Here is a 20,577-nt window from a genome sequence, read left to right on the forward strand (position 1 = left end):
ACTCAAGACCGCTGAGCGCTCGATACGAGCAATTCCTTCAATATCGCCGCCGGGTCGGCTCGTTTTTGCTGACGATAAGCCCCGACGTGACGAACGAATAACGTGGCGCGCGCCACCAGGCTCTTGCCCAGCACCGGCTTGCGCTCCAACTCTTCCTTGATGCGTTGAAACTGCGCCTGGATCACCGCATCGGTGTAGCGCGTGCCGGTCGCCAGGTTGTCGATGTAGATCGCCACCGCGCCATCCAGCGCACTGCGGCCGTTGTCGATGGCCGTGCCGAACAGCGTGGCGCTGGCCTCGTCCTTGGCGTCCAGGGCGGCTTGCCGACTGTTCTGCAGATTGGTCAGGCGAATGTTGTAGTTGTTGATGGTCTCGGCCACCAGGGCCGCGGACTGGATCAGGTTGCCCGCAGCTTCCTCGCGCTGCTGGGCGATGAGCGAGACGTTGCGCTTGAGCTCTTCGTTGACCAGCCCCAGCTCGGCTTGCAGGCGTGGGTCGATGCTGGCGGCGATGATGCTGTCCAGGCGCTTGGTCGGGTCTTCGGCATCGTCGATAGCATCGGTCAGCGACGCGAGCCGACCTTCTTTCTGCCATTGGGCAAACAATTCCTTGTAGCGCGAACGCGGCGCCAACAACGCACCGACGGCCACGCGAAAACCGGTGGTTTCGTTGCTTTGCTCAGTGCCATCGGCGGCGAACAGCGGGTATTCGCGGCGCATGCCGGTGAACAATGTGCCCTCGCCTTCCAGGTAGTTGCCGCCCTTGACCACGAAGCCGCCGTAGGCGCCCTGGCGGCGACCGGCGTGCACCAATTGGAAGGATTCCTGGACCATTTCGGCGGCGTTGCCCACCACATCGAACAGGCCGATGGGGTTCGGCCGCTTGGTGCCGATAGGCATCAGCCGTGCCGCCTGACCAGTGCCCCCAGCGACCTGGTTGAACACCGCCCAATCGGCCAGCGGCCCGTCGCTTTCACTGCCTTCCAGGCGGCGCGGAAACAGGCGCCCTTCCAAGTCCTGACGGCTCACGGCTTGCCCGCCACGGGCGGCGAATTCCCACTCCACTTCCGTCGGCAAGCGCACGAAACCCAGCCCGCCGTCTTCGGCGGAACTGCCGCGACCACTCACCGGCAGCAGGTCCTTGTGGTATTTCATCAGCCAGGCGCTGTACACCGCCGAAAAGCGCTCGGCCTCGAACTTCGACAGTTTCACCTTGGGCAAACGCCCGGCCACGCCCTGAGGCAAATCGGCTTGCAAGGTTTCGCAGGCCGGTGCCGGCTCACCGCTGGCCAGCGATTGCGCCTGTGCCATGACCTGGGCGTATTGCCGGGCCGTGACCTCGTACTTGCCGATGAAATACAGCATCGGCTTGAGCGGCGTCTTGGCGTCGGTCTTGGGCATCAACGGCGTGATGGTCTTGTTCCACGCCTTGGGCAGGTCCTTGAGGGTGAACTGGCCGTTGATGAAGTCGCGCCGGTAGCCGGAAATGAACGACTGTTGATAGCCCGCCTCGCCTTCGCTGAACGGGTAACCGAGGCTGATCTCGCGGTCGTCCAGGGTGCCCTGGGCGAGGATGTAGACGTAGCGGAACACCATCTGGCCTTCGCACGGCAGCGGCAGGCTGACGTCGTCGGGCAACGGCTTGGGGTTGTCCAGCTTGTCCGTGCTTTCATCTGCCCAAACCATGCTGGCCAGGCTCAGCGCCACGGCGGCGCCCAATAGCTTATACATCGCGAATTCCTTCACACGCCTGGATGCGCGCCACCCGCCAGCCACCACAAGCCGCTGCCACGGCGCTGACGCCGAGCACGGCCACCAGGGCCAACGCGTAATGACGCACCAGCAGATGACTGGCGTATTCGCCGGGCATCTGCGCAAATAAATAATTCAGGCCTGACTGCGCCAGGCCATACAGACCGGCACTCAACAGGGCCGCAAAGGTGGCGCTGTAGAGCGCCTGCAACACCACGAACAGCAACAGCGCCGCGGTGGAAACCCCCAGCAGGCGCAACACCGACAGCTCACGACGCTTACGCTCGACCGCCGCCAGGGCGCCGGCAAAAATCGCCGCGAACGCGCCGGCCAAGGCCAACCCGGCGATGATCCAGAACACGATCGACAGATTGCGGCTCAGCGATTGCACTTGGGCGATAGTCTGGGCCTGGGTCGACACCAGCAGGTTTTGCCCGGCGAAATACTGCCGCAGCGGCTCGACATCGCCGAGGCTGCGGGCATACAAACGAAACGCCGGGTAGACCCGTTGCCCGGCCAGCCCAATCGCCTCGCCCGGCCAGCCGAACGCGGGCACGGCACGGCCGTCGCGGTAATCCTCAGCCGCCTCCAGCAACGCCAGCGGCGCAAACAAGCCGTCGCGGGCGAAGGCTTCCAAGGGCAGCACGTGCAGCACCTGCACACGGGTGCGCTGCGCCTCGCTGCGACCGGCCACCTGCCGGCCGAAACTGGCCTGCAACCAATCGCCGGCCTTGGCGCCGAGCTTTTCAGCGGCGGTCTGGCTGAGCACCACTTGATCCAAGCCTTGCGGCACCGGCAAGTGATCGAACAAGGGATCGTTGGCCGCGGTGGGAATCATCTCGACCGTGACGGCCGAAGCATCGCTGCTCAAATCGGCGGTTGCCGCGATTTGCCGAGTGCGCGGCAAGGCAAAGGCCACATCGCTGCGCTGGCTCAATTGTTCGACGAATTCGGCACTGAAGCGGCCGCCGCCCAAGGGGATGATCTCCCGGGTCGCCGGGTCGTTCTGCAAGCGCTCGGTCAGGCTGCTGACCAGGCCGAACTTCAGGCCGAACAGCACCAGCAATGGCGCCACCACGGCCACCAAAGCCAACACCGAGCAGGCCGACAGCCAGGCATCGTTGCGGTAATCCTGCCAGGCCAGGGAAGCCACCAGCGCACTACGCATCAGCAGGCCTCCCCGAGGGTGGCGGTGACACCGCCGTCGACGTCGCGACGGCAACTGATGCGCCGCACCTGCAAACCACTGGCGCGGGCCAGCGCCTCATCGTGGGTCGCGACCACACAGCACACGCCGTGCTCGCGCGCCTGGGTCACCAGCAACTGCATGACGCGCTCGGCGTTGAGCGGGTCGAGGGCGGCGGTCGGTTCATCGGCCAGCAGCAGGCGCGGCCCATGGGCCAACGCCCGGGCACAGCTGACTCGCTGGCGTTGGCCGACGGATAAGTCCGCCGGCTTCTTGTCCAGTTGGTCGGCAATATCCAATTGCCCAACCAGGCGCGTCACGCTGCCGTCATCCTTCAAACCCAACAGTTTGCGCGACAACTCGATGTTGCCGCGCACATCCAAAAAGCCCAACAGGCCACCGGTTTGCAGAACATAACCCAGGTATCGACTGCGCAGCTCGGCCAAGGCCTCCTGTTGCGACCCACGCCACAATTTGGCGATGTCCAGCGGCGTGTTGGCCGGCGTGAAGTCGAATTGCCCGGCCTGATCCGGCGCCAATACCAGCGCCAACAAGTCCAGCAAGGTGCTCTTGCCGCAGCCGCTGGGGCCGACCACCGCCAGTTGTTCGCCGCCGCGCAAATGCAGCCGCGGAATCACCAGGCTGTAGCGCTGGCTGGCGGTGCCCCGGCTTTTGTGCACGGCGTTCAGGGTCAACATCACGGCAGCGTCGACAACGGAACGCGGTACAAGGCATCACCCGGCTCGGCGTCACCGAAACGCACCCAGTTGGCGAGGTCGTTGTGGAAGGTTTCGTAGAGGCGGATTTTCGAATCCAGCTCGTCGATGAAATCTTCCTGCTCGGCCACGCTCAACGACAGCCACAGATCCTGGGTCATGTTCAGCGACTTGCTGCGGTACGGCAGCCCTTCGAGGTACTCGCCGAGAATCCCGCCGTCGGCCAGGTTGCCGCCCTTGCGCAGGGCCGACGGGTCGCGGCTCATGTAGGCACTGGCGCTGGCGATTTCCTGGAAGAAGTCCTTGGGCGAACTCTGGGTCTTGCGGGCCGCGTCGACGATCAGCTTGAGCGATTGCTGCAAGTCGTTGAGTTGCAGCTTGGTCAGCATCACGCAGACCTGGAACGCCGGCAGTGCCGGGTTGGTCAGGTCGCGGTCGGCGGTCCAGGCGCTGACCAGTTGCGGCGCCTGGCTGGCGGATTTACGCCCCAGGAAGTCCATGTGCATCGCATAGCCGATCGCTGCCGACTTGTCGGCCAGGCTCGGCGCGGCACTGAGCAGCGGCACACTTTGCGCCTTGTTGCTGCGCACCTGATGCACCAGGTCGGCGAACACCGAGCCGATCTCGTCGACGCGCTGGCCGAACTTGCGCACATCGGCACCCGGCACCGGAATGTACAGGTCACCGATCTGCGGGTTGGCGTCGGCGGTCAGGATGCGGTACTGGCTCTGGGCGCCGGCGTGGGTTTTCTTGCCGGCGTCGCTGAGCAGGTGCAAGGCGTAGATCTTGATCTGCTTGCCCAGCGCCGCCTGGCGCACTTCGGCTTCGTTCATTTGCGTGGCGGCAAATGGATCGTTCTTGCGCAGGGCCCCGGCGTCGGTGACCAACAGGATCAAGCGCCCGCCGTAACCGGACCAGTCCATGCCTTCGACGGCTTCCATGACCCCGGCAAACGCATCCTCGTTGAACGAATGGCTCGACACCGTCGAGGCCTTGACCTGCCGCGCCAGCGCCATGAAACGTTGTGGATCGCGGCCCTGCTCCAGGGTGATCAAGGTCTTGGCGACGTATTCCAGCCCAGGGGTTTTCTTGATGCTGCTGCGGAAACCCACCATGCCGAAGCTGACGCTGTCCAACTCGCCGCGCTCGGCGATGCGGGTTTGCAGTTCGTGGACCACGTCGCGCACCTGGTCGATGTAGGGCTGCATCGACACGGTGGTGTCCACCACCAGCACCACGGCGGTGCGGAAAGCGTCGGCGTTGGCGGTGGTGATCGGCGTATTGGTCGTCGCCCTGGGTGTGTTGCCCGGGTCGATGGACGCCACGTTCAGCAACTGCACCGGTTGACCGTTCTCATCGAGGCTCTCGCGGGAATCGAAGATCGGCAACAGGTAGAACTGATTTTGCGGCACGGCGCTGGCGGCCGGCTCCAGGGCCAGCACTTGCTGGTCTTCGTGGGGGTTCTGCTGGGCCTTGAGCAGCACGTTCCTGGCCGCCGAAGGGTTAGCCAAGAGCTTTTCCACTTCACCGGGCTGACGCAGGAACATCACCGGCGCCCGGCCGGAACGTTCGGTGAACTTGAGCACCAGGCTTTGCTTCCAGTCGCTGACCTGGGCGGCGGGCAACCAGCCGTCGCTGCGCCCGTCAGTGGCGGCGCCGACCCGCACCCACGAACTGCCGTCGACGTCCTTGCGCTGATACACATACAACACGGAGAACGCCGGCAGCGCCTTGCCCGGGGCTGCGCCCGGCGCCTCGGCGAGCTTCGCCCCCGGTTTGCTGAGCACGCGCTGGAACAGGGTTTTCTTGCCGGCCATCAACAGCGGACGCTGGCCGCCATCGGCCTCGGTCGCCACGGGTGGCTGGGCAGCCGGTGGTTTGACCGCCGGCACTTCGGGGGCCTTGGGCGGCGACACTTCAGGGGGCTTGACCGAGGTGGTCGTGGCCACTGGCGTCTTCACGTCTTTGCCGTCATCACCGGACAACCACCAATAACCCGCGCCACCCAACGCCAGTGCCACGGCGACCGCAACGGCAGCCAGGGCGAACACCGGCCCCTTGCGTTGCTCCGACACAGAGGATTGAACCGGCGGTTTTATCGGCGGCGCAACGGGCTTGGGCTGCGATTGTGGCGGCGGTGGTGAATAAGCCGGGCCGCTGGGAATGTCGATGGACATGGGGGTCAAACCCGCCAGGTCATCCACCGGTTTCGGCGTCTGCGGCAGTTGCAGCGACAACGGCCGAATCAGCGTCGCTTCTGCCGATTCCTCTGGCAGGTTATCCAACGCCCGCAACAACGCCGCCGCATCCGGGAAACGCTCCGCCGGATCCTTGGCCAGCAGCTTGCGCAACACGTCCTGGTAACGGCCGTGGTGCACCGGCAATTCCGGCAACGGTTCGGTCAGGTGCGCCAGGGCCGTGGACAATGCGTCGTTGCCGGTATACGGCAGTTTGCCAACGAGGATTTCGTAGAGCACCACGCCCAGGGCGTACAGGTCGGCGCGGCCGTCGATGTCTTGGCCTCGGGCCTGCTCCGGGCTCATGTAGCTGGGCGTGCCGACGGCAAAACCGGCCTGGGTGAACTGGGTGCGATCGTCCAGGGACTTGGCAATGCCGAAGTCCGAGAGCACCGCCGTGCCATCGGCGCGGAACAGGATGTTGGCCGGCTTGACGTCACGGTGGACCAGGCCCAGCCCGTGGGCATAACCCAGGGCCGAGGCGATCTGGCGGATGTAGGTCAGGCCCTGCTCCGGCGTCAGGCCCGCGGCGATGCGCTCCTTGAGCGTGCCGTTGGGCAGGTATTCCATCGCCATGTAATACAGCTCACCGACGTTGCCGATGTCATGGATGGTGACGGTGTGGGGGTGCGACAGGCGCGCCAGGGTCTTGCCCTCGCGCAAAAAACGCTCGCAGAACGTCGGGTCGGCGGCCAGCGCGGCAGCCATGACTTTCAACGCCACCTTGCGTTCCAGCGAGCGCTGGGTCGCCAGGTACACGCTGGCCATCGCGCCTTCGCCGATCGCCCCTTCGATGTCGTAGCCGGGGATGACAATGTTCAGGGTCAAGCTCATGACGGCACCTTCACAACCACCACGGTGATGTTGTCCGGGGCGCCGCGCATCAGGCCCAGGGACACCAGGCTGCTGGCGATTTCGCCGGGCTCGTCGTGGCTCAATACTTCACGGATTTCATCGTCCTCGACGGTCTTGGTCAGCCCGTCGCTGCACAACAGGTAACTGTCGCCGGGCACCAGCAACAGCTCGGTCAGCGCCAGGTTCAATTGCGCCTCGACGCCAATGGCCCGGGTGACAATGTTGGCCCGCGGATGCACCCGCGCCTCGGCTTCGCTGAGCAGGCCGCTGTCCTGCAAATCCTGGACGTAGCTGTGGTCCCGGGAGATGCCTTCGAGCACGCCGTCGCGCAGGCGATACAAACGGCTGTCGCCGGCCCACAGGCACATGCCGCGCAGATCACGGGCGGCCAACACCACCACGGTGCTGCCCATCATGGTCACGCCACGGTTGGCGGTTTCTTCACGCACGGCGGCGTTGACCCGCAGCAGGTCGCTTTGCAGCGCCGCGACGTATTCGTCCAGCGAACGCCCGACGGCAATGCTGCGCAGGCTGTCGACGATCAGGCTGCTGACGTAGTCGCCCGCCGCGTGCCCGCCCATGCCGTCGGCCACGACCCACAGGCCTTTTTCCGGCAGGTCCAGGCAGGCGTCTTCGTTAACCTGGCGGACCATCCCGACATGGCTCTTGCTTGCAGACTTGATTGCTTTTCCGGCACTTGGACGCATCTACACAACACCTTCTTGGCCGAGCAAAAATTGCGCGAAATCAGCCGCCGCCGGCAGTCCCTGGCAGCGCATCAAACCCGGGGCAATGCGTTCCGATCCCTGGCCCCACCACAGGCTCGCGCCTTCGCAGGCCACCTCGGCGAGGGCGCTCATGCGCCGCTGCGGGTCGGTGGCATCGAAGCGATGCAGGCTGGCAAAGCGGCTGCTCGGCGAACGCGGCAGGTACATCGGGCTGCCCAGGGTTTCCAGCTGCCCGCTGAATGCCTCGAAACTGGCCTCTACACTCAACGTGCTCAGCAACAGGTTCTCGACCCGCTCAAACCACTCGTCCGCACCGCCCACCACGGACGCCGGGTCCGCGTCAGGCTCCAGCAGCATCGCGACAGTCAGCGGGAAATAACGGCCGACCCGGTCGATGCTCGGCATCACCACCCCAACCGCAGCGTCCGGGCCACACACACCCGGTGCGACCATGAAGCGCCACAACGGGCTGACCAGATAAGCATCCAGCCAGCGTTCACCGAGGCTGGTCTGGCTGGCGAGCAAACCCGCCGCCAGCCACGAATCCCACGGGCCGATAAAACTCTGGGGCAAGCTTCGGCTGACGAAGTCTCCGCGGCTGGCCAACTTTCCATAGAAGCCCGGCGTACTCATAGCCGCTCCGGCAGGCTGAAGCCGCTGAGCACCCGGCTCTTGAACGGGTTGAAGGCGCTATTGGCCCGCAACTCATAAGAGGCGCTGGCACCATCGACCCGCAGCCGCAGGCTGAAGCGGTCCGGCGAGTTGCCGGCGGTCAGGTCCGATTGCTCCAGCAGCCGGAACCAGGCCCATGGCCCGTCCAGGGTGATGCCGGAGCGACCGCTGGCGGACGGCGGCATGATCGAGATCCGCACCACACCGATGCTGCCCGGGTTCGGCCACTGCATGGCGGTCGGGCGGCTCGGGCCGTGGTCGTAGCTCAGTTGCTGGCCGTCGAGGTCGAGCAGGAACTGGGTGATCGTCGAGTCCATCGCCACTGGCTTGAGCTCGAAGCGCACCATCGGCTGCGTGCCGCCGGAACGGAAGAACGCATCGCGGATGGTCGCCGCACGCTGGAAGGTCTGCAGCACGCCAGGGGCGATGCCGAGCTTCTGCGCCGCGCCCGGCTGCCAGCGCCAGGTCGGGGTCGAGGTGTCGACGTAGGGTTGCAAGTACTTGCGAAAGTAGTTGTCCATCACCCCGCCGACGCCGAAGAACTGGCCGAAATCATCCAGGGTCGCGTCCCGCGCACTGCCTGGTGACATCGGATAGCGCCCGGCCAGGGACTGGCGATAGATGTTCACCACTTCGCTGGTCCAGGCGGCGTTCAGTTGGTTGCGCACCCCGCCCATCATGCTGTTGGTGGTGGAGTTGACCACCGACTTGACCAGGCCCTGCACCAGCGGCGGCTGGCGTTCGGCGTTGAGGCTGACGCGCGTCGCGGCAGCCGTGGCCTGGTTCTTGGCTTCGCCGAGCAAGGCGTCGCCGCTGGCACCGACCATGGCGCTGACCTGCACGTACAAGGCGTTCATGTCCGCCAGCAAGCCGTCGATGGGGGCCGGTTCGCCTTCGCTTTTGCTGACGATGCTGTTGAGCTCGGCGAAGTGCGCGGTGATCGGGTCATCGCTCGCCGCCGGTGCGTTTGACGTCGGCTGTTCCTGGCCGAGCAAGCTGCCCAGGCGTTCCTTGAGTTTGTCCACGCCGCCGTCCACTGGCGCACCTTGGGCCGCCAGCAGGCGTTCATCCTGTTGCAGGTCGGTTTCCTTCGCCACCGCCACCAGCAGCTTTTTCAACGGTGAGGTCGGCCCGGAAATCACCCGCAGCACATCGGCGGCCTGGGCCACGCTGGTGATCGGCACGAAGTCGATGTCGGCCAGCAAGGCGTCCCATTGGCGCAGGTAATCCTGGAAGTACAGCCGCCGCACATCGGCGGCCAGGCTGGCGACGTTCTGCTGATCGCCCTCTTCGTGGCCCAGCACCCATTGCTCTTCGGCCAGGGTGCCGGTCTGGCTCAGGCTGGAGAGCAAGAAGCCCTGGCGGTAGCCCTTGACGGTGAAGAACCCGCTCAAAGGCTCGCCCAATGGCTTGCCGCTCTTGCGGCTGAACACCAGCGCCGCGTCACGTCCGGCGGCTTCGTTGATGCGAAAGTCCGGGATGCCTTCAGGCAGCTTCTGACGCTTGATCCGGTCATAGACTCGCTGGGCCACTGGCATTTGCTGCAACTGGCGGCGCAGGTCTTCGACCAGGCGCGGGTCCAGGCGCGCGACAGGTGGACGCCGCTCGAACAGCGCCTGCAAATGCGCGGTCAGGGCCTGGCGCTGCTCGGCCGGCAAATCGCGCGGCAGGCTGCGGTCCCAATCCAGGGCGATCCAGGCCTTGATGAAGTCGGCATCGTAATGCTCGGTGTCGGCGAGCATCAGGTAGGCTTTCAAACCTTCGTAGAGGAAATCCGAATTGCCGCCGCTGTGCAGTTGCTCTTCGATGCGCGTCAGCAGGCGTGGCGCGAACACCGCGATCAGCAGCTTGCGATAGACGCTGCCGGACTCGGCTTCGAGCATGTCGCCCTGGTACAGCCCGAGGCCTTCGGCCCAGTCGGGGGCGTCGCCGGCCAAGTGTTTCACGGCGTTGAGCAACGGCAACACCGCGAGGACGTCGCGTTGCGCCGGGCTGAGGTTCTGCACGGTTTGCCCCAATGGCGCGACCTTCTGGTCGACCTGGGCGATGTAGGCCTGGTTGGCGCGGTAGCTGACCCACCACAACGTGCTGACCACCAGCACCAGCACCACGGTGGAGGCCAGAACGCCGCGGGCGATCCACTTGCGCCGCCGCTCGACTTTCGGATCGACACCCACCAGCCCGCGCTCGGCAAAAGCCACGGCGGTGAAGAGTTTTTCGATGAAGTAGCTGCGCCCGGTGCCGGTCTGGCGCGCCAGGTGCTGACGGTCCAGGTTCATGCTCTGGGCCATGGAGCCGATCAGGCGATCGATCGGGCTGCCTTCCTGGGTGCCGCTGGTGAAATACACGCCGCGCAGTAACACGCGCTCTTCGAAGGCGTTGGGTTTGAACACGCCTTCGAGGAAGCTTTGCAGGCAATCTTTCAAGGCGCCGAACTGCTGTGGGAAGCCGTAGATCAGATCGCGCCGCGCCGGGTCGCGCTCTTGTTGCAGGCGTTCGACCAAGCGGTCGTTGAGGCGCTGCTCAAGGCCGGTGAATTCACTTTGCAGGTGCGCCAGTGGGCTGTCGCTGCTCTTACCATCGTCCAGGGCGAAAGTCATGCCCCAGACCTGGGCGCGCTCTTCCTTGCTCAGGGTATCGAAATACTCCATGAACCCGGGCACCAGGTCGAGCTTGGTCAGCATCAGGTAGATCGGGAAGCGCACGCCCAGTTGGGTGTACAGCTCCTGGATCCGCAAGCGAATCGCCGCGGCATGGGCAGCGCGCTCGGCGTCGCTGCCCAGCAGCAGGTCGGACAGGCTGATGGCGATGAACGCACCGTCAATCGGGCGCCGGGCCCGCTGTTTTTTCAACAGACCCAGGAAGCCCAGCCATGCAGCCTTGTCGATGGTCGCGTCGCTGTCCTGGGTGGTGTAGCGGCCGGCGGTGTCGAGCAGGACAGCCTGGTCGGTGAACCACCAATCGCAATTGCGCGTGCCGCCCACGCCGCGCACCGCACCGGCGCCCAGTTGCGCGGCCAGTGGGAAATGCAGCCCAGAGTTGACCAGCGCGGTGGTCTTGCCCGAACCCGGCGGGCCGATGATCACGTACCACGGCAGCTCGTAGAGGTTGCGGCGCTCATCACCGCCCAGCTTGGCTTTCTTGAGCAGCGCCAAGGCTTCGTCCATGCGCTGGCGCAGGGTTTCGAGCTCTTCGGCGGTGGCGATGCTGGTCGGGTCGGGCGGGGTTTGCGCGGCCAGGCTGCGCATCACTTCGGCAGCCTGCCGGCGGGCCTGGATGATGCGCAACACCCGGTAGGCGATCCACACCGCGAACACCAGGATGATCAAGGCCCAGCGGCGGCCTTCAGGCACCAGCCAATCGAGCAGCGGGCCCACGAACCAGATGATCAGGCTCAGGGCGATCAGCCCCAGCAACGGGATGACCCAGCGGGTCATAAAACTGAAAAACGCCTTCACTCGACCCCCTCCGCCAATACTGTGATTTCAACCCGACGATTGCGCGCACGACCTTCCGTGGTGGCGTTGGACGCCAACGGCTCGGTGTCGCTGCGGCCTTCGGCGCTAAAGCGCTCGGGCTGGCCGGTCTTGGCCGAAAGAATGTCCAGCACCGACCTGGCCCGCGCCTCGGACAACGCCCAGTTGGACGGAAACCGGAGGGTGGCGATCGGCCGATTGTCGCTGTGGCCGGTGACCAGGACCTGGCCCTTGACCTTGCGCACCGCATCGGCGATGCGCAGCATCAGCGGCTGGAAATCGTCCTTGATGCTGGCGCTGCCCGAGGCGAACAGTTCATCGCCGCGGATGGTCACCACCGAGCGGTCGACGGCGTCTTCCACGGCGATCCGGTTGGCCCGGATTTCATCGGCGAGGAAGCCGGCCAGGCGTGGGCGCTCGATCACCTTCGGCTGCACCACCGGACGGTCGATGGTCTGCACCGGGATTTCACCGAGGAAATGAATGTTCTTGAACACCGGCTCGGCATCGGACGCCAGCTTCATGCGCAGGCCGAACAGCAGCGCCAGCAACAGCGCCGCGCCGATGGCCACGGCGATCCACGGTGGCATGAATTGCGCCAGTCGATCACGAGCCACAGTGACACCGCGCCAGTGCGGCGACAGTTCGCGCTCGTAGTCGCCACGGGCGCTGCGGATGACGGCGGCGGTGCGCTCACGCAACGCTTCCAGTTGGCTGCGACCGTCGTTCATCACCCGGTAGCGCCCTTCGAAACCCAGGCACATGCACAGGTACAAAAGCTCCAGCAGGTACAGGCGCTCGCGCGGGCTTTGCAGACAATGCTCCAGCAGCTGGAACACCTTCTCGCCGCCCCAAGCTTCGTTGTGCACGGTGATCAACAGGCTTTGCTTGCCCCAATCGCTGGTGCCGCCCCACGGGGTGCTCAACACCGCTTCGTCCAGCGCGGTGCACAAGGCGTAGCGGGCCAGCAACACATCGTTGCGCACCACGCCGGCGGCCTCGGCGCGCTCTTCGAACTGGCGCAGGTAGGCCAGCAGTTGTGCGCGCAAACTGGCTGGCGCCGGGTGGGCAATGGTGCTGCGCAGGCGCGTCAGCAGGGCCAGCAGCGGGCCGGCGGCGCTTTCCAGCGGGTTGAGGCCTTGGGCCTTGCCGGTCAGGACCGGCGCGGCCGGCATCGACAGCGGTGCGGGCGCAGGCGTCGGCTGTGGGCGGCCGGCGTCCGGGCGGAAGGGATCTCCACCGCGGCCACCGGGCGTCGGCATGAACTGGGTACGATCGTCGTTACTCATCGCGGTTTATCCTCGGATCGCCCAGAAGGCCAGGTTCAGCCCCGGGAACTGGCCGGCGATGTGGAACGCAAAGCCGCCGGAGTTGCTCAACTGCTGCCAGTGATCGCTGCCCCGGTCGAGCTCGTAGTAGGTGGAGCCGGCGTGGTACGGCAACTGGCGTGGCGCCACCGGCAACGGCAGCAGGCCAATGCCCGGCAGTTGCAGATTGACCAGGTCGCGGATGTGCTCCACCGAACCGACCTTGCTCTGCTGGCCGAAGCGGCCGCGCAGGGTTTCGGCCGGCACGTCGGCGCGCACCACCAGGATGAAACTGGCGCTGTCGAGCAGGGTCTTGTCGGCCAGCATTGCCACGTGGATACCGTAGGCTTTCTCGACAATCGGAATCGGCGTCGCCTTGCTGTCGATCAGCATCGACAGGGCTTCGCGCAGGGCCTGCATCACGGGCGCGTAGCTGAGCGCCAGGTCATCGTGCTGGTAAGGCGGGTATTGCTGCGGTCGCCGCCCGGACGCGGTGAACGTGGAGAACTCCCCGGCCAGGCTCACCAGCTCGCTGTAGAAGCGCTCAGGATGCAGCGGGCTCAACTGGCTCAGGTGCTGGATCAATGGCTGGGCGCGGTTGACCAGTTGCAACAGCATGAAATCGGCAATCTCCGAAGCGCCACCGGCACCGGACGCCACCACCCGCCCGGCCAGGGCTTCGCCGCGTTGATGCAACAGGCCCAGCAGTTCGCTGCGAAACGCCGCCAGCGGCTTGGAGGCGACCACATCCAGCAGCGGCGGGATGTAGACGTCGTCGAGTACCAAGGCACGGTCGGCGCGTTTTTCCTTGATGCGCACCACGCCGATCGCGGCGTAGTCGCCGATGCCATCCTGCTCGGTCAACAGCCGCAGCGCCCGGGAGCCGAGGGCCACCGGTGCGCGGTTTTCGAACGGTGCGTTGTCGTCGCGCACTTCGCACACCTGGCTCACGTAACGCGCAGCGCCGAGGTCTTCGCCTTCGTCCACGGTGTCCCGGGCGCCGGCGCGCTTGAGCGGCAAGGCCAGGTACACCAGGCCATCGCGCAGGTTGTCGTCGACGTTCAGCGGGGTTGGCGCCAGGTCATCCTGGGGAATATTGAACGGTGTGCCGTCCGGCAACAGGCCGCGCGCCGAGATGATCGCCAGCTTGCCCTGGGCCAGCAGGCCCTGGTCGATCAGCAATTCGGAAAAACCCCAGGCGCCGGCCGACAAGGGGCGGCTGCGTGCGTCGATGAGGTTTTCCAGGTAACGGTCGTGCTGTTGGAAGTGCTGCGTTCCAATGAACATGCCTTCCGACCAGACCACGCGATTGTTCCAGGACATGGGGGCTCCGATTGCTTATTGGGCAGGGCTGGATGGGGGGACGACGACGGCGCTGCGCACGGCGCGCACATCGAGGCTGATCTGGTATTCGGTGTATTCGCGCGCCGGGACATTCATCACCGTGCGCCACAGCGACTGATCCAGCTCGCGATAGCCCACCAGTATTCCGATATGCCGCGTGGCCGGGTCGAGGTCGCGTTGCAGGCTCAGTTGCTGGCCGGGCTGGACCAGCACCTCGTCCTGGTCGATCAGGTCGGCACCCAGCGTGGCCTGGGCCCGTTCGGCGAGGGCGAAATAATCGGAACGGCCGAAAGTCGCGGCATTTTTCAGTTCGAAAATGCGCACCCGGACCGGGGCTGGATGGCCGGTGGCGCCGGGGTTGAGCCCGGCGATGGCATGGAAGTGCAACTCGACGGCGGCGGTATCAGCCTCTTCGGGCTGGGTATTGGCCGCATCCTTGGCGCACGCCGTCAGCAGAAGCACGGTGGCGACTGCGAGTAAAAACCTGGGAATCATCCTGCGTCCTCAATGACGTTTGAGCTATCCGTTGTGTGCTGATCAATCTTGTTATGGGGCGGCGCCGCTTAGCGGCGTCGCTGTCGCGTACTGTGTTCCTCGTAGGCGCGGCTGAACTCGCGACCGAACAGGTCCTGGAAATCCTCTTGGGCTTCCCGGGAAATGTTGCTGTAGAGCTCGGTGAACTGCTGCCAGTACTGGGCCTGTCGCGAGCCGCTGAAAATACCCGAGAGCCCACCGGGCTTGGCCATGCGCTCTTCCAGTTGCGCCGGTTCGAAACGCGTCAGCAAATGCTTGATGGCCGCTTCCACACCGGCCATCACCGCCAGTTGGTGGGCACGCAAGTCATCGAAACTGTCACGCACCGCGGCGTCCGGGGCCATGAACGCCTGATTGCCGTGGCGCAATAGCAACAACAGGGCTTCATCGACGTTGGGAGCGAATTTGAGCGGGTTGTTTTCCACCGGCTGGATCATCGTCTGCTGGATACGGAACTCACCCTTGAGGCTGCTGCGGGCGCGCAGGACATCGATCAGGCCTTCGACCATCAACCGATAGCTGCGCCCGATGCTTTCCATCTGTGCTTCGGCCTGGGCCTTGTCCAGGCGCAACTGATCCAGCCCGGCGCCGCGCAGGAAGGCTTGCAGTAAATCGGGTTGGTTGGCCTCGACCGGGGCGACTGGAGCAACCGGCGCAACCGGCGGTGCGACCGGGGGTTCGACGTGGGTCATCGACGCTTCAGGTGCCGGTGCCGGTGCCGGTGGCGCTGCACTGACTTGAGCAAAGATGTCGGCGAGCGGAGCCTGCGCAACAGGCGTCGCGACCGGCTCGACCACCGGCGGTAGCGGTAACGGCTGCGGGGCTACCGCCACCGGCACGGGCTTGTCGCTGAAGGGGTCCCAGTCGTCCGGAATCACCGAGGCAGACGGCGGTATCACGGGTTCGACCACGGGCGGCGGGCTCGGCCGGGGAATGGGCGTCGGCGGGCGGAAATCGTGTTGCTCGGCCGGCACATGGTCAGGCTGGGTGGCCGGCGGGACACTGGCTGGGGTCAAGAAATCGAACAGGTCCGGCAGGGTGTCCATGGCCGACCCCCCCTGGAAATGCGCGGGCACGTGGACCGGTGACGGCATCGGCGACGGCGTTTGCACGGCGGCGCCTTGGCGCCCCATCAAGGCCTCGAAACTGCTGGGCGATTCGGCAAACGGGTTGCTGTCGGTGACCGGCAGGCTGAAATCGACGCGCGCCTGGATTTCATAATCGCCGATGCGGATCACTTCGCCGTCTTGCAGTGGCTCGCTGTTGCCCTTGCGCAGGCGCACGCCGGCCTTAACCAATTCCACACCATTAGTACTGTTATCGGTTAAGTAATAACGCCCATCTTTGTATTGGATAACGCAATGTTTACCGGAAACCAGACGCTCAGGATCCGGCAATACCCAATCATTATCGGAATTACGGCCAATTGCCATCACCCCCTGATCCATGGACTTTTCCGAACACTGGCCTGGGGTAATCTTGTGATAACTAGTGATAGTCAAACACAGCGGCATCTTGCCTCCTTGCTGAATACATCCCGCGCGGGTGGGTGACGTGAGGCTCCAGGCCCTGACTACCCACCAACAACCTTGCCAACCACCGCGAAACGGCTTTTTGCCAGCATGATTGCTGATCATAACCGGCTTGCGTGACAAAAACCCCCCGTCAGTTGCCGCTTCGACCGATGAGTCGAGCAGGCTGTTAAGCGCATCACAACTGTTACATAGGGGCTACACTGGCGAAATAGCTTACCTTGACAAGCGATAAGTACTACACCAAAAATGCACAACTTCTTGAATATAGATGATGGCACTTTAAAATCATTGCAGGCCTAAAGAGCCATTATCGTCAAGGAACATGCGAAGTTTCATCCGAAACTTGCATGTGAACTGCCCGACTTCTTCAGCGGGCGATAGGGAGATCGATTCAAGTGGATGTGCCTTTGTTGCTCGCCGCCGTTTCCGCGACTTCGCCATGCGGAGAAGACCTGGAATATGACGCGGATTTCTTGCGCCTGGAGCGCGACTCCCGGGGCCAGCCCGAGCGCAGCATGGGCGATTCGATCCTGCCTGCCGAGCCTCCTGAGTGGCGCAGCATCCAGCAGCAGAGCCTGGACTTGCTGCAGCGCAGCAAAGACCTGCGCATCACCCATTTCCTGTTGCAAAGCGCCCTGGCCCTCGAAGGCCTGCCGGGCATGGCTCGGGTGCTGACACTGATCAGCGAACTGCTCAAGCAGTACTGGGCCGAGTTGCATCCGCGCCTGGACGCCGATGACGACAACGACCCCACCGTGCGCATCAATGCCCTCGCCGGCCTGACGTCCGACGTCACCATTCGCCTGCTGCGCGAGAGCATCCTGGCCCGCTCGCGGACCTTCGGTGCCGTCAGCCTGCGCGCCGCCGCCAACGCCAGCGGCCTGCAAAGTTTCCCGGATGAAAACCTCGGCGCCGAACAGCTCGCCGGAGCCCTGCTCGACAGCGACCCCGAGCAGCTGGAAATCACCCGCGCCGCCCTGCTGGAAGCCCGCAGCGCCGCCGAGGCCATCGAACAACAAGTCAGCGACCAGGTCGGTTCCGCCCAGGGCGTGGACCTTGGCCCGCTGAAGCAACCGCTGAAGATGGCCCTGCAGATTCTCGGCCAGTTCGCCCCGCAGAGCGGCGACAGCGCCCTGTCCGATCCCGTCAACGACGACAGTACCGCGACTGCTGAATATGCCAGCGCGCCAAGCACACCGCGCAACACCAGCACGAGCGCCGTCAGCGGCGAAATCAACAACCGCGACGACGTGCTGCGCAGCCTGGACCGGATTCTCGCTTACTACACCCGTCATGAGCCCTCCAGCCCGCTGCCGGTGCTGTTGAACCGGGCCAAGAACCTGGTGCACGCCGACTTCGCGGCCATCGTGCGCAACTTGATTCCCGACGGCATGAGTCAATTTGAAAACCTGCGCGGCCCAGACAGCGAATAAAAAGCGAACGGATCACGCAGTCACGTCACCGGTACCCCCGATGACGCCAACACCGTCGCTCAAGCGACCAGGAGCAGCAACGTGGCGAAGCAAAGTTCTCAGAAATTCATCGCGCGCAACCGCGCGCCTCGAGTGCAGATCGAGTACGACGTCGAGCTCTACGGCGCCGAGAAAAAGGTCCAGTTGCCCTTCGTCATGGGCGTGATGGCCGACCTCGCCGGCAAGCCCGCCGAGCCTCTGGCAGCCGTGGCCGACCGCAAGTTCCTTGAGATTGACGTCGACAATTTCGACTCGCGCCTCAAGGCCATGCAGCCGCGCGTGGCGTTCCATGTGCCTAACGAATTGACCGGCGAAGGCAACCTGAGCCTGGACCTGACGTTCGAAAGCATGGACGACTTCAGCCCGGCGGCCGTGGCCCGCAAGGTCGACTCGCTGAACAAACTGCTCGAAGCGCGCACCCAGTTGGCCAACCTGCTGACCTACATGGACGGCAAGACCGGCGCCGAAGAAATCATCATGAAGGCGATCAAGGACCCAGCGCTGTTGCAGGCCCTGGCGAGTGCGCCGAAGCCAGCACAGGACCAATGATCATGACTGACAATACAGCCCGCGAAGGCGTGCAGAACCTGGGCGCAACGCAAGAAACCAGCGAGTTCGCGTCCCTGCTGCTGCAAGAATTCAAACCCAAGACCGAACGCGCCCGCGAAGCCGTCGAAACGGCCGTGCGCACCCTGGCCGAGCAGGCCCTGGCGCAGACCGACCTGGTGTCCAACGACGCCATCAAGTCGATCGAATCGATCATCGCCGCCATCGACGCCAAGCTTACCGCCCAGGTCAACCAGGTCATCCACCACCCCGACTTCCAGCAACTGGAAAGCGCCTGGCGTGGCCTGCACTACCTGGTCAACAACACCGAGTCCGATGAGCAGCTCAAGATCCGTGTGCTCAACATCTCCAAGACCGATCTGCACAAGACCCTGAAGAAATTCAAGGGCACCGCGTGGGACCAGAGCCCGATCTTCAAGAAGATGTACGAAGAAGAATACGGCCAGTTCGGCGGCGAACCTTACGGCTGCCTGGTGGGCGACTACTACTTCGACCAGTCGCCACCGGATGTCGAGCTGCTGGGCGAACTGTCGAAAGTCTGCGCGGCCATGCACTCGCCGTTCATCGCTGCGGCATCGCCGACCGTGATGGGCATGGGCTCGTGGCAGGAACTGTCGAACCCGCGCGACTTGACCAAAATCTTCACCACCCCGGAATACGCCGGCTGGCGCTCGCTGCGTGAATCGGAAGACTCGCGCTACATCGGCCTGACCATGCCACGCTTCCTGGCGCGCCTGCCGTACGGCGCCAAGACCGACCCGGTGGAAGCCTTCGCCTTCGAAGAAAACACCGACGGTGCCGACAGCTCCAAGTACACCTGGGCCAACGCCGCCTACGCGATGGCGGTGAACATCAACCGTTCGTTCAAACACTTCGGCTGGTGCTCGCGCATCCGTGGCGTGGAATCCGGCGGCGAAGTGGAAAACCTGCCAGCCCACACCTTCCCGACCGACGACGGTGGCGTGGACATGAAGTGCCCAACCGAAATCGCCATCTCGGACCGCCGTGAAGCGGAACTGGCGAAGAACGGTTTCATGCCGCTGTTGCACAAGAAAAACACTGACTTCGCCGCGTTCATCGGCGCCCAGTCGCTGCAGAAACCGGCCGAATACGACGACCCGGACGCCACCGCCAACGCCAACCTGGCCGCGCGCCTGCCGTACCTGTTCGCCACTTGCCGTTTCGCTCACTACCTCAAGTGCATCGTGCGCGACAAGATCGGTTCCTTCAAAGAGAAGGACGAGATGCAGCGCTGGTTGCAGGACTGGATCCTCAACTACGTCGACGGTGACCCGGCGCACTCCACCGAGACCACCAAGGCCCAGCACCCGTTGGCCGCAGCCGAAGTGATCGTCGAAGAAGTCGAAGGCAACCCGGGGTACTACAACTCCAAGTTCTACCTGCGCCCGCACTACCAGCTCGAAGGGCTGACCGTGTCGCTGCGCCTGGTATCGAAACTGCCGTCGGCCAAGGGCGCGTAAAAATTTACTGAACGGTGCAAGGCCAATGTGGGAGCGAGCTTGCTCGCGATGGCGGTGGATCAGTTGTCATGCGTACGTCTGACACTCTGCTATCGCGAGCAAGCTCGCTCCCACAGGGGATCTTCAGTGGGTTGGAGATCATTGGGTCCGTTCGGCACACATAATTTCGCAAGGTCAGCGTCAACCAAACAATGTGGTAGAGACCACACAGGGAGAAAACATGGCTGTTGATATTTTCATCAAGATCGGCGACATCAAGGGCGAGTCCATGGACAAGGCCCACAAGGACGAGATCGATGTCCTGAACTGGAGCTGGGGCATGTCCCAGTCCGGCAACATGCACGTGGGCAGCGGCGGTGGTGCGGGCAAGGTCAACGTCCAGGACCTGTCCCTGACCAAGTACGTCGACAAGGCGTCGCCGAACCTGATGATGCACTGCGCCAGCGGCAAGCACATCGACAAGGTCAAGCTGACCGTGCGCAAGGCCGGTGGTGAAAGCCAGGTCGAGTACATGATCATCAACCTGGAAGAAGTGCTGGTCACGTCCCTGAGCACCGGCGGCTCGGGCGGCGATGATCGCCTGACCGAAAACGTCACCCTGAACTTCGCCAAGGTGCTGGTGGACTACCAGCCACAGAAAGCCGACGGCACCAAGGAAGGCGGTCCGGTCAAGTTCGGCTGGAACATCCGTCAGAACGTCAAGGTGTAATCGAACA

General features: G+C 64.3%; 15 protein-coding genes. 4 read left to right on the forward strand and 11 right to left on the reverse strand.

Annotated elements, in window-relative coordinates; genetic code table 11:
• Nucleotides 1-2: 2 nt before the first annotated feature.
• The 11 genes from GFU70_RS27955 to tagH all read right to left on the reverse strand — a co-directional run bounded on the left by GFU70_RS27955 (nt 3) and on the right by tagH (nt 16,320).
• A complete protein-coding gene (locus GFU70_RS27955) occupies nt 3-1,730 on the reverse strand; it encodes an SUMF1/EgtB/PvdO family nonheme iron enzyme (protein ID WP_058545753.1) in 1,728 nt (575 codons plus the stop codon).
• Entirely contained in the window at nt 1,723-2,919 is a 1,197-nt protein-coding gene (locus GFU70_RS27960) for an ABC transporter permease (protein ID WP_153389082.1), read from the reverse strand. Before GFU70_RS27960 ends, GFU70_RS27955 begins: the two co-directional genes overlap by 8 nt.
• Nucleotides 2,919-3,635, reverse strand: a complete 717-nt coding sequence (locus GFU70_RS27965) for an ABC transporter ATP-binding protein (RefSeq protein WP_058542809.1) — start codon at nt 3,633-3,635, stop codon at nt 2,919-2,921. The genes GFU70_RS27960 and GFU70_RS27965 overlap by 1 nt, the downstream gene beginning before the upstream one ends.
• A complete protein-coding gene (locus GFU70_RS27970; protein WP_058542808.1) occupies nt 3,635-6,724 on the reverse strand; it encodes a serine/threonine-protein kinase in 3,090 nt (1,029 codons plus the stop codon). The genes GFU70_RS27965 and GFU70_RS27970 overlap by 1 nt, the downstream gene beginning before the upstream one ends.
• The gene (locus GFU70_RS27975; RefSeq protein ID WP_058542807.1) at nt 6,721-7,452 is read right to left on the reverse strand and encodes a PP2C family protein-serine/threonine phosphatase; all 732 of its coding nucleotides are present in this window, start codon (nt 7,450-7,452) and stop codon (nt 6,721-6,723) included. The genes GFU70_RS27970 and GFU70_RS27975 overlap by 4 nt, the downstream gene beginning before the upstream one ends.
• Nucleotides 7,453-8,106 (reverse strand): type VI secretion system-associated protein TagF, encoded by a 654-nt coding sequence (tagF, locus tag GFU70_RS27980; protein ID WP_058542806.1) that lies wholly within the window; start codon nt 8,104-8,106, stop codon nt 7,453-7,455. It lies immediately after the preceding gene.
• Entirely contained in the window at nt 8,103-11,603 is a 3,501-nt protein-coding gene (gene tssM, locus GFU70_RS27985; protein ID WP_153389083.1) for a type VI secretion system membrane subunit TssM, read from the reverse strand. The genes tagF and tssM overlap by 4 nt, the downstream gene beginning before the upstream one ends.
• Nucleotides 11,600-12,910 (reverse strand): DotU family type VI secretion system protein, encoded by a 1,311-nt coding sequence (locus GFU70_RS27990; protein WP_153389084.1) that lies wholly within the window; start codon nt 12,908-12,910, stop codon nt 11,600-11,602. Before GFU70_RS27990 ends, tssM begins: the two co-directional genes overlap by 4 nt.
• A 6-nt stretch (nt 12,911-12,916) precedes the next feature.
• Nucleotides 12,917-14,251: a type VI secretion system baseplate subunit TssK gene (gene tssK, locus GFU70_RS27995; protein WP_058542700.1), complete on the reverse strand. Its 1,335-nt coding sequence runs from the start codon at nt 14,249-14,251 to the stop codon at nt 12,917-12,919.
• A gap of 15 nt (nt 14,252-14,266) precedes the next feature.
• The gene (gene tssJ / locus GFU70_RS28000) at nt 14,267-14,767 is read right to left on the reverse strand and encodes a type VI secretion system lipoprotein TssJ (protein ID WP_058542701.1); all 501 of its coding nucleotides are present in this window, start codon (nt 14,765-14,767) and stop codon (nt 14,267-14,269) included.
• A gap of 68 nt (nt 14,768-14,835) precedes the next feature.
• The gene (tagH, locus tag GFU70_RS28005; protein WP_153389085.1) at nt 14,836-16,320 is read right to left on the reverse strand and encodes a type VI secretion system-associated FHA domain protein TagH; all 1,485 of its coding nucleotides are present in this window, start codon (nt 16,318-16,320) and stop codon (nt 14,836-14,838) included.
• Between the two features lie 416 nt (nt 16,321-16,736).
• Between tagH and tssA the strand changes: the two genes are divergently transcribed.
• The 4 genes from tssA to GFU70_RS28025 all read left to right on the forward strand — a co-directional run bounded on the left by tssA (nt 16,737) and on the right by GFU70_RS28025 (nt 20,570).
• A complete protein-coding gene (tssA, locus tag GFU70_RS28010; RefSeq protein ID WP_058542703.1) occupies nt 16,737-17,774 on the forward strand; it encodes a type VI secretion system protein TssA in 1,038 nt (345 codons plus the stop codon).
• An 81-nt stretch (nt 17,775-17,855) separates the two neighbouring features.
• Complete coding sequence (gene tssB, locus GFU70_RS28015; protein ID WP_003206923.1) at nt 17,856-18,362, forward strand: type VI secretion system contractile sheath small subunit; 507 nt, start codon at nt 17,856-17,858, stop codon at nt 18,360-18,362.
• A 2-nt stretch (nt 18,363-18,364) separates the two neighbouring features.
• Nucleotides 18,365-19,861: a type VI secretion system contractile sheath large subunit gene (gene tssC / locus GFU70_RS28020; protein ID WP_058542704.1), complete on the forward strand. Its 1,497-nt coding sequence runs from the start codon at nt 18,365-18,367 to the stop codon at nt 19,859-19,861.
• 220 nt (nt 19,862-20,081) lie between these two features.
• Nucleotides 20,082-20,570 carry an Hcp family type VI secretion system effector gene (locus GFU70_RS28025; protein ID WP_003206927.1) on the forward strand — a complete coding sequence of 163 codons (489 nt, stop codon included), beginning with the start codon at nt 20,082-20,084 and terminating at the stop codon, nt 20,568-20,570.
• Nucleotides 20,571-20,577 lie beyond the last annotated feature (7 nt).

Source organism: Pseudomonas brassicacearum (assembly GCF_009601685.2).
GTDB lineage: Bacteria > Pseudomonadota > Gammaproteobacteria > Pseudomonadales > Pseudomonadaceae > Aquipseudomonas > Aquipseudomonas kilonensis_B.

Coding starts and splice junctions, on each gene's coding strand:
- GFU70_RS27955 (WP_058545753.1), bottom strand. CDS start 1,730: ATGTATAAGCTATTGGGCGCCGCCGTGGCGCTGAGCCTGGCCAGCATG.
- GFU70_RS27960 (WP_153389082.1), bottom strand. CDS start 2,919: ATGCGTAGTGCGCTGGTGGCTTCCCTGGCCTGGCAGGATTACCGCAAC.
- GFU70_RS27965 (WP_058542809.1), bottom strand. CDS start 3,635: ATGTTGACCCTGAACGCCGTGCACAAAAGCCGGGGCACCGCCAGCCAG.
- GFU70_RS27970 (WP_058542808.1), bottom strand. CDS start 6,724: ATGAGCTTGACCCTGAACATTGTCATCCCCGGCTACGACATCGAAGGG.
- GFU70_RS27975 (WP_058542807.1), bottom strand. CDS start 7,452: ATGCGTCCAAGTGCCGGAAAAGCAATCAAGTCTGCAAGCAAGAGCCAT.
- tagF (WP_058542806.1), bottom strand. CDS start 8,106: ATGAGTACGCCGGGCTTCTATGGAAAGTTGGCCAGCCGCGGAGACTTC.
- GFU70_RS27990 (WP_153389084.1), bottom strand. CDS start 12,910: ATGAGTAACGACGATCGTACCCAGTTCATGCCGACGCCCGGTGGCCGC.
- tssK (WP_058542700.1), bottom strand. CDS start 14,251: ATGTCCTGGAACAATCGCGTGGTCTGGTCGGAAGGCATGTTCATTGGA.
- tssJ (WP_058542701.1), bottom strand. CDS start 14,767: ATGATTCCCAGGTTTTTACTCGCAGTCGCCACCGTGCTTCTGCTGACG.
- tagH (WP_153389085.1), bottom strand. CDS start 16,320: ATGCCGCTGTGTTTGACTATCACTAGTTATCACAAGATTACCCCAGGC.
- tssC (WP_058542704.1), top strand. CDS start 18,365: ATGACTGACAATACAGCCCGCGAAGGCGTGCAGAACCTGGGCGCAACG.
- GFU70_RS28025 (WP_003206927.1), top strand. CDS start 20,082: ATGGCTGTTGATATTTTCATCAAGATCGGCGACATCAAGGGCGAGTCC.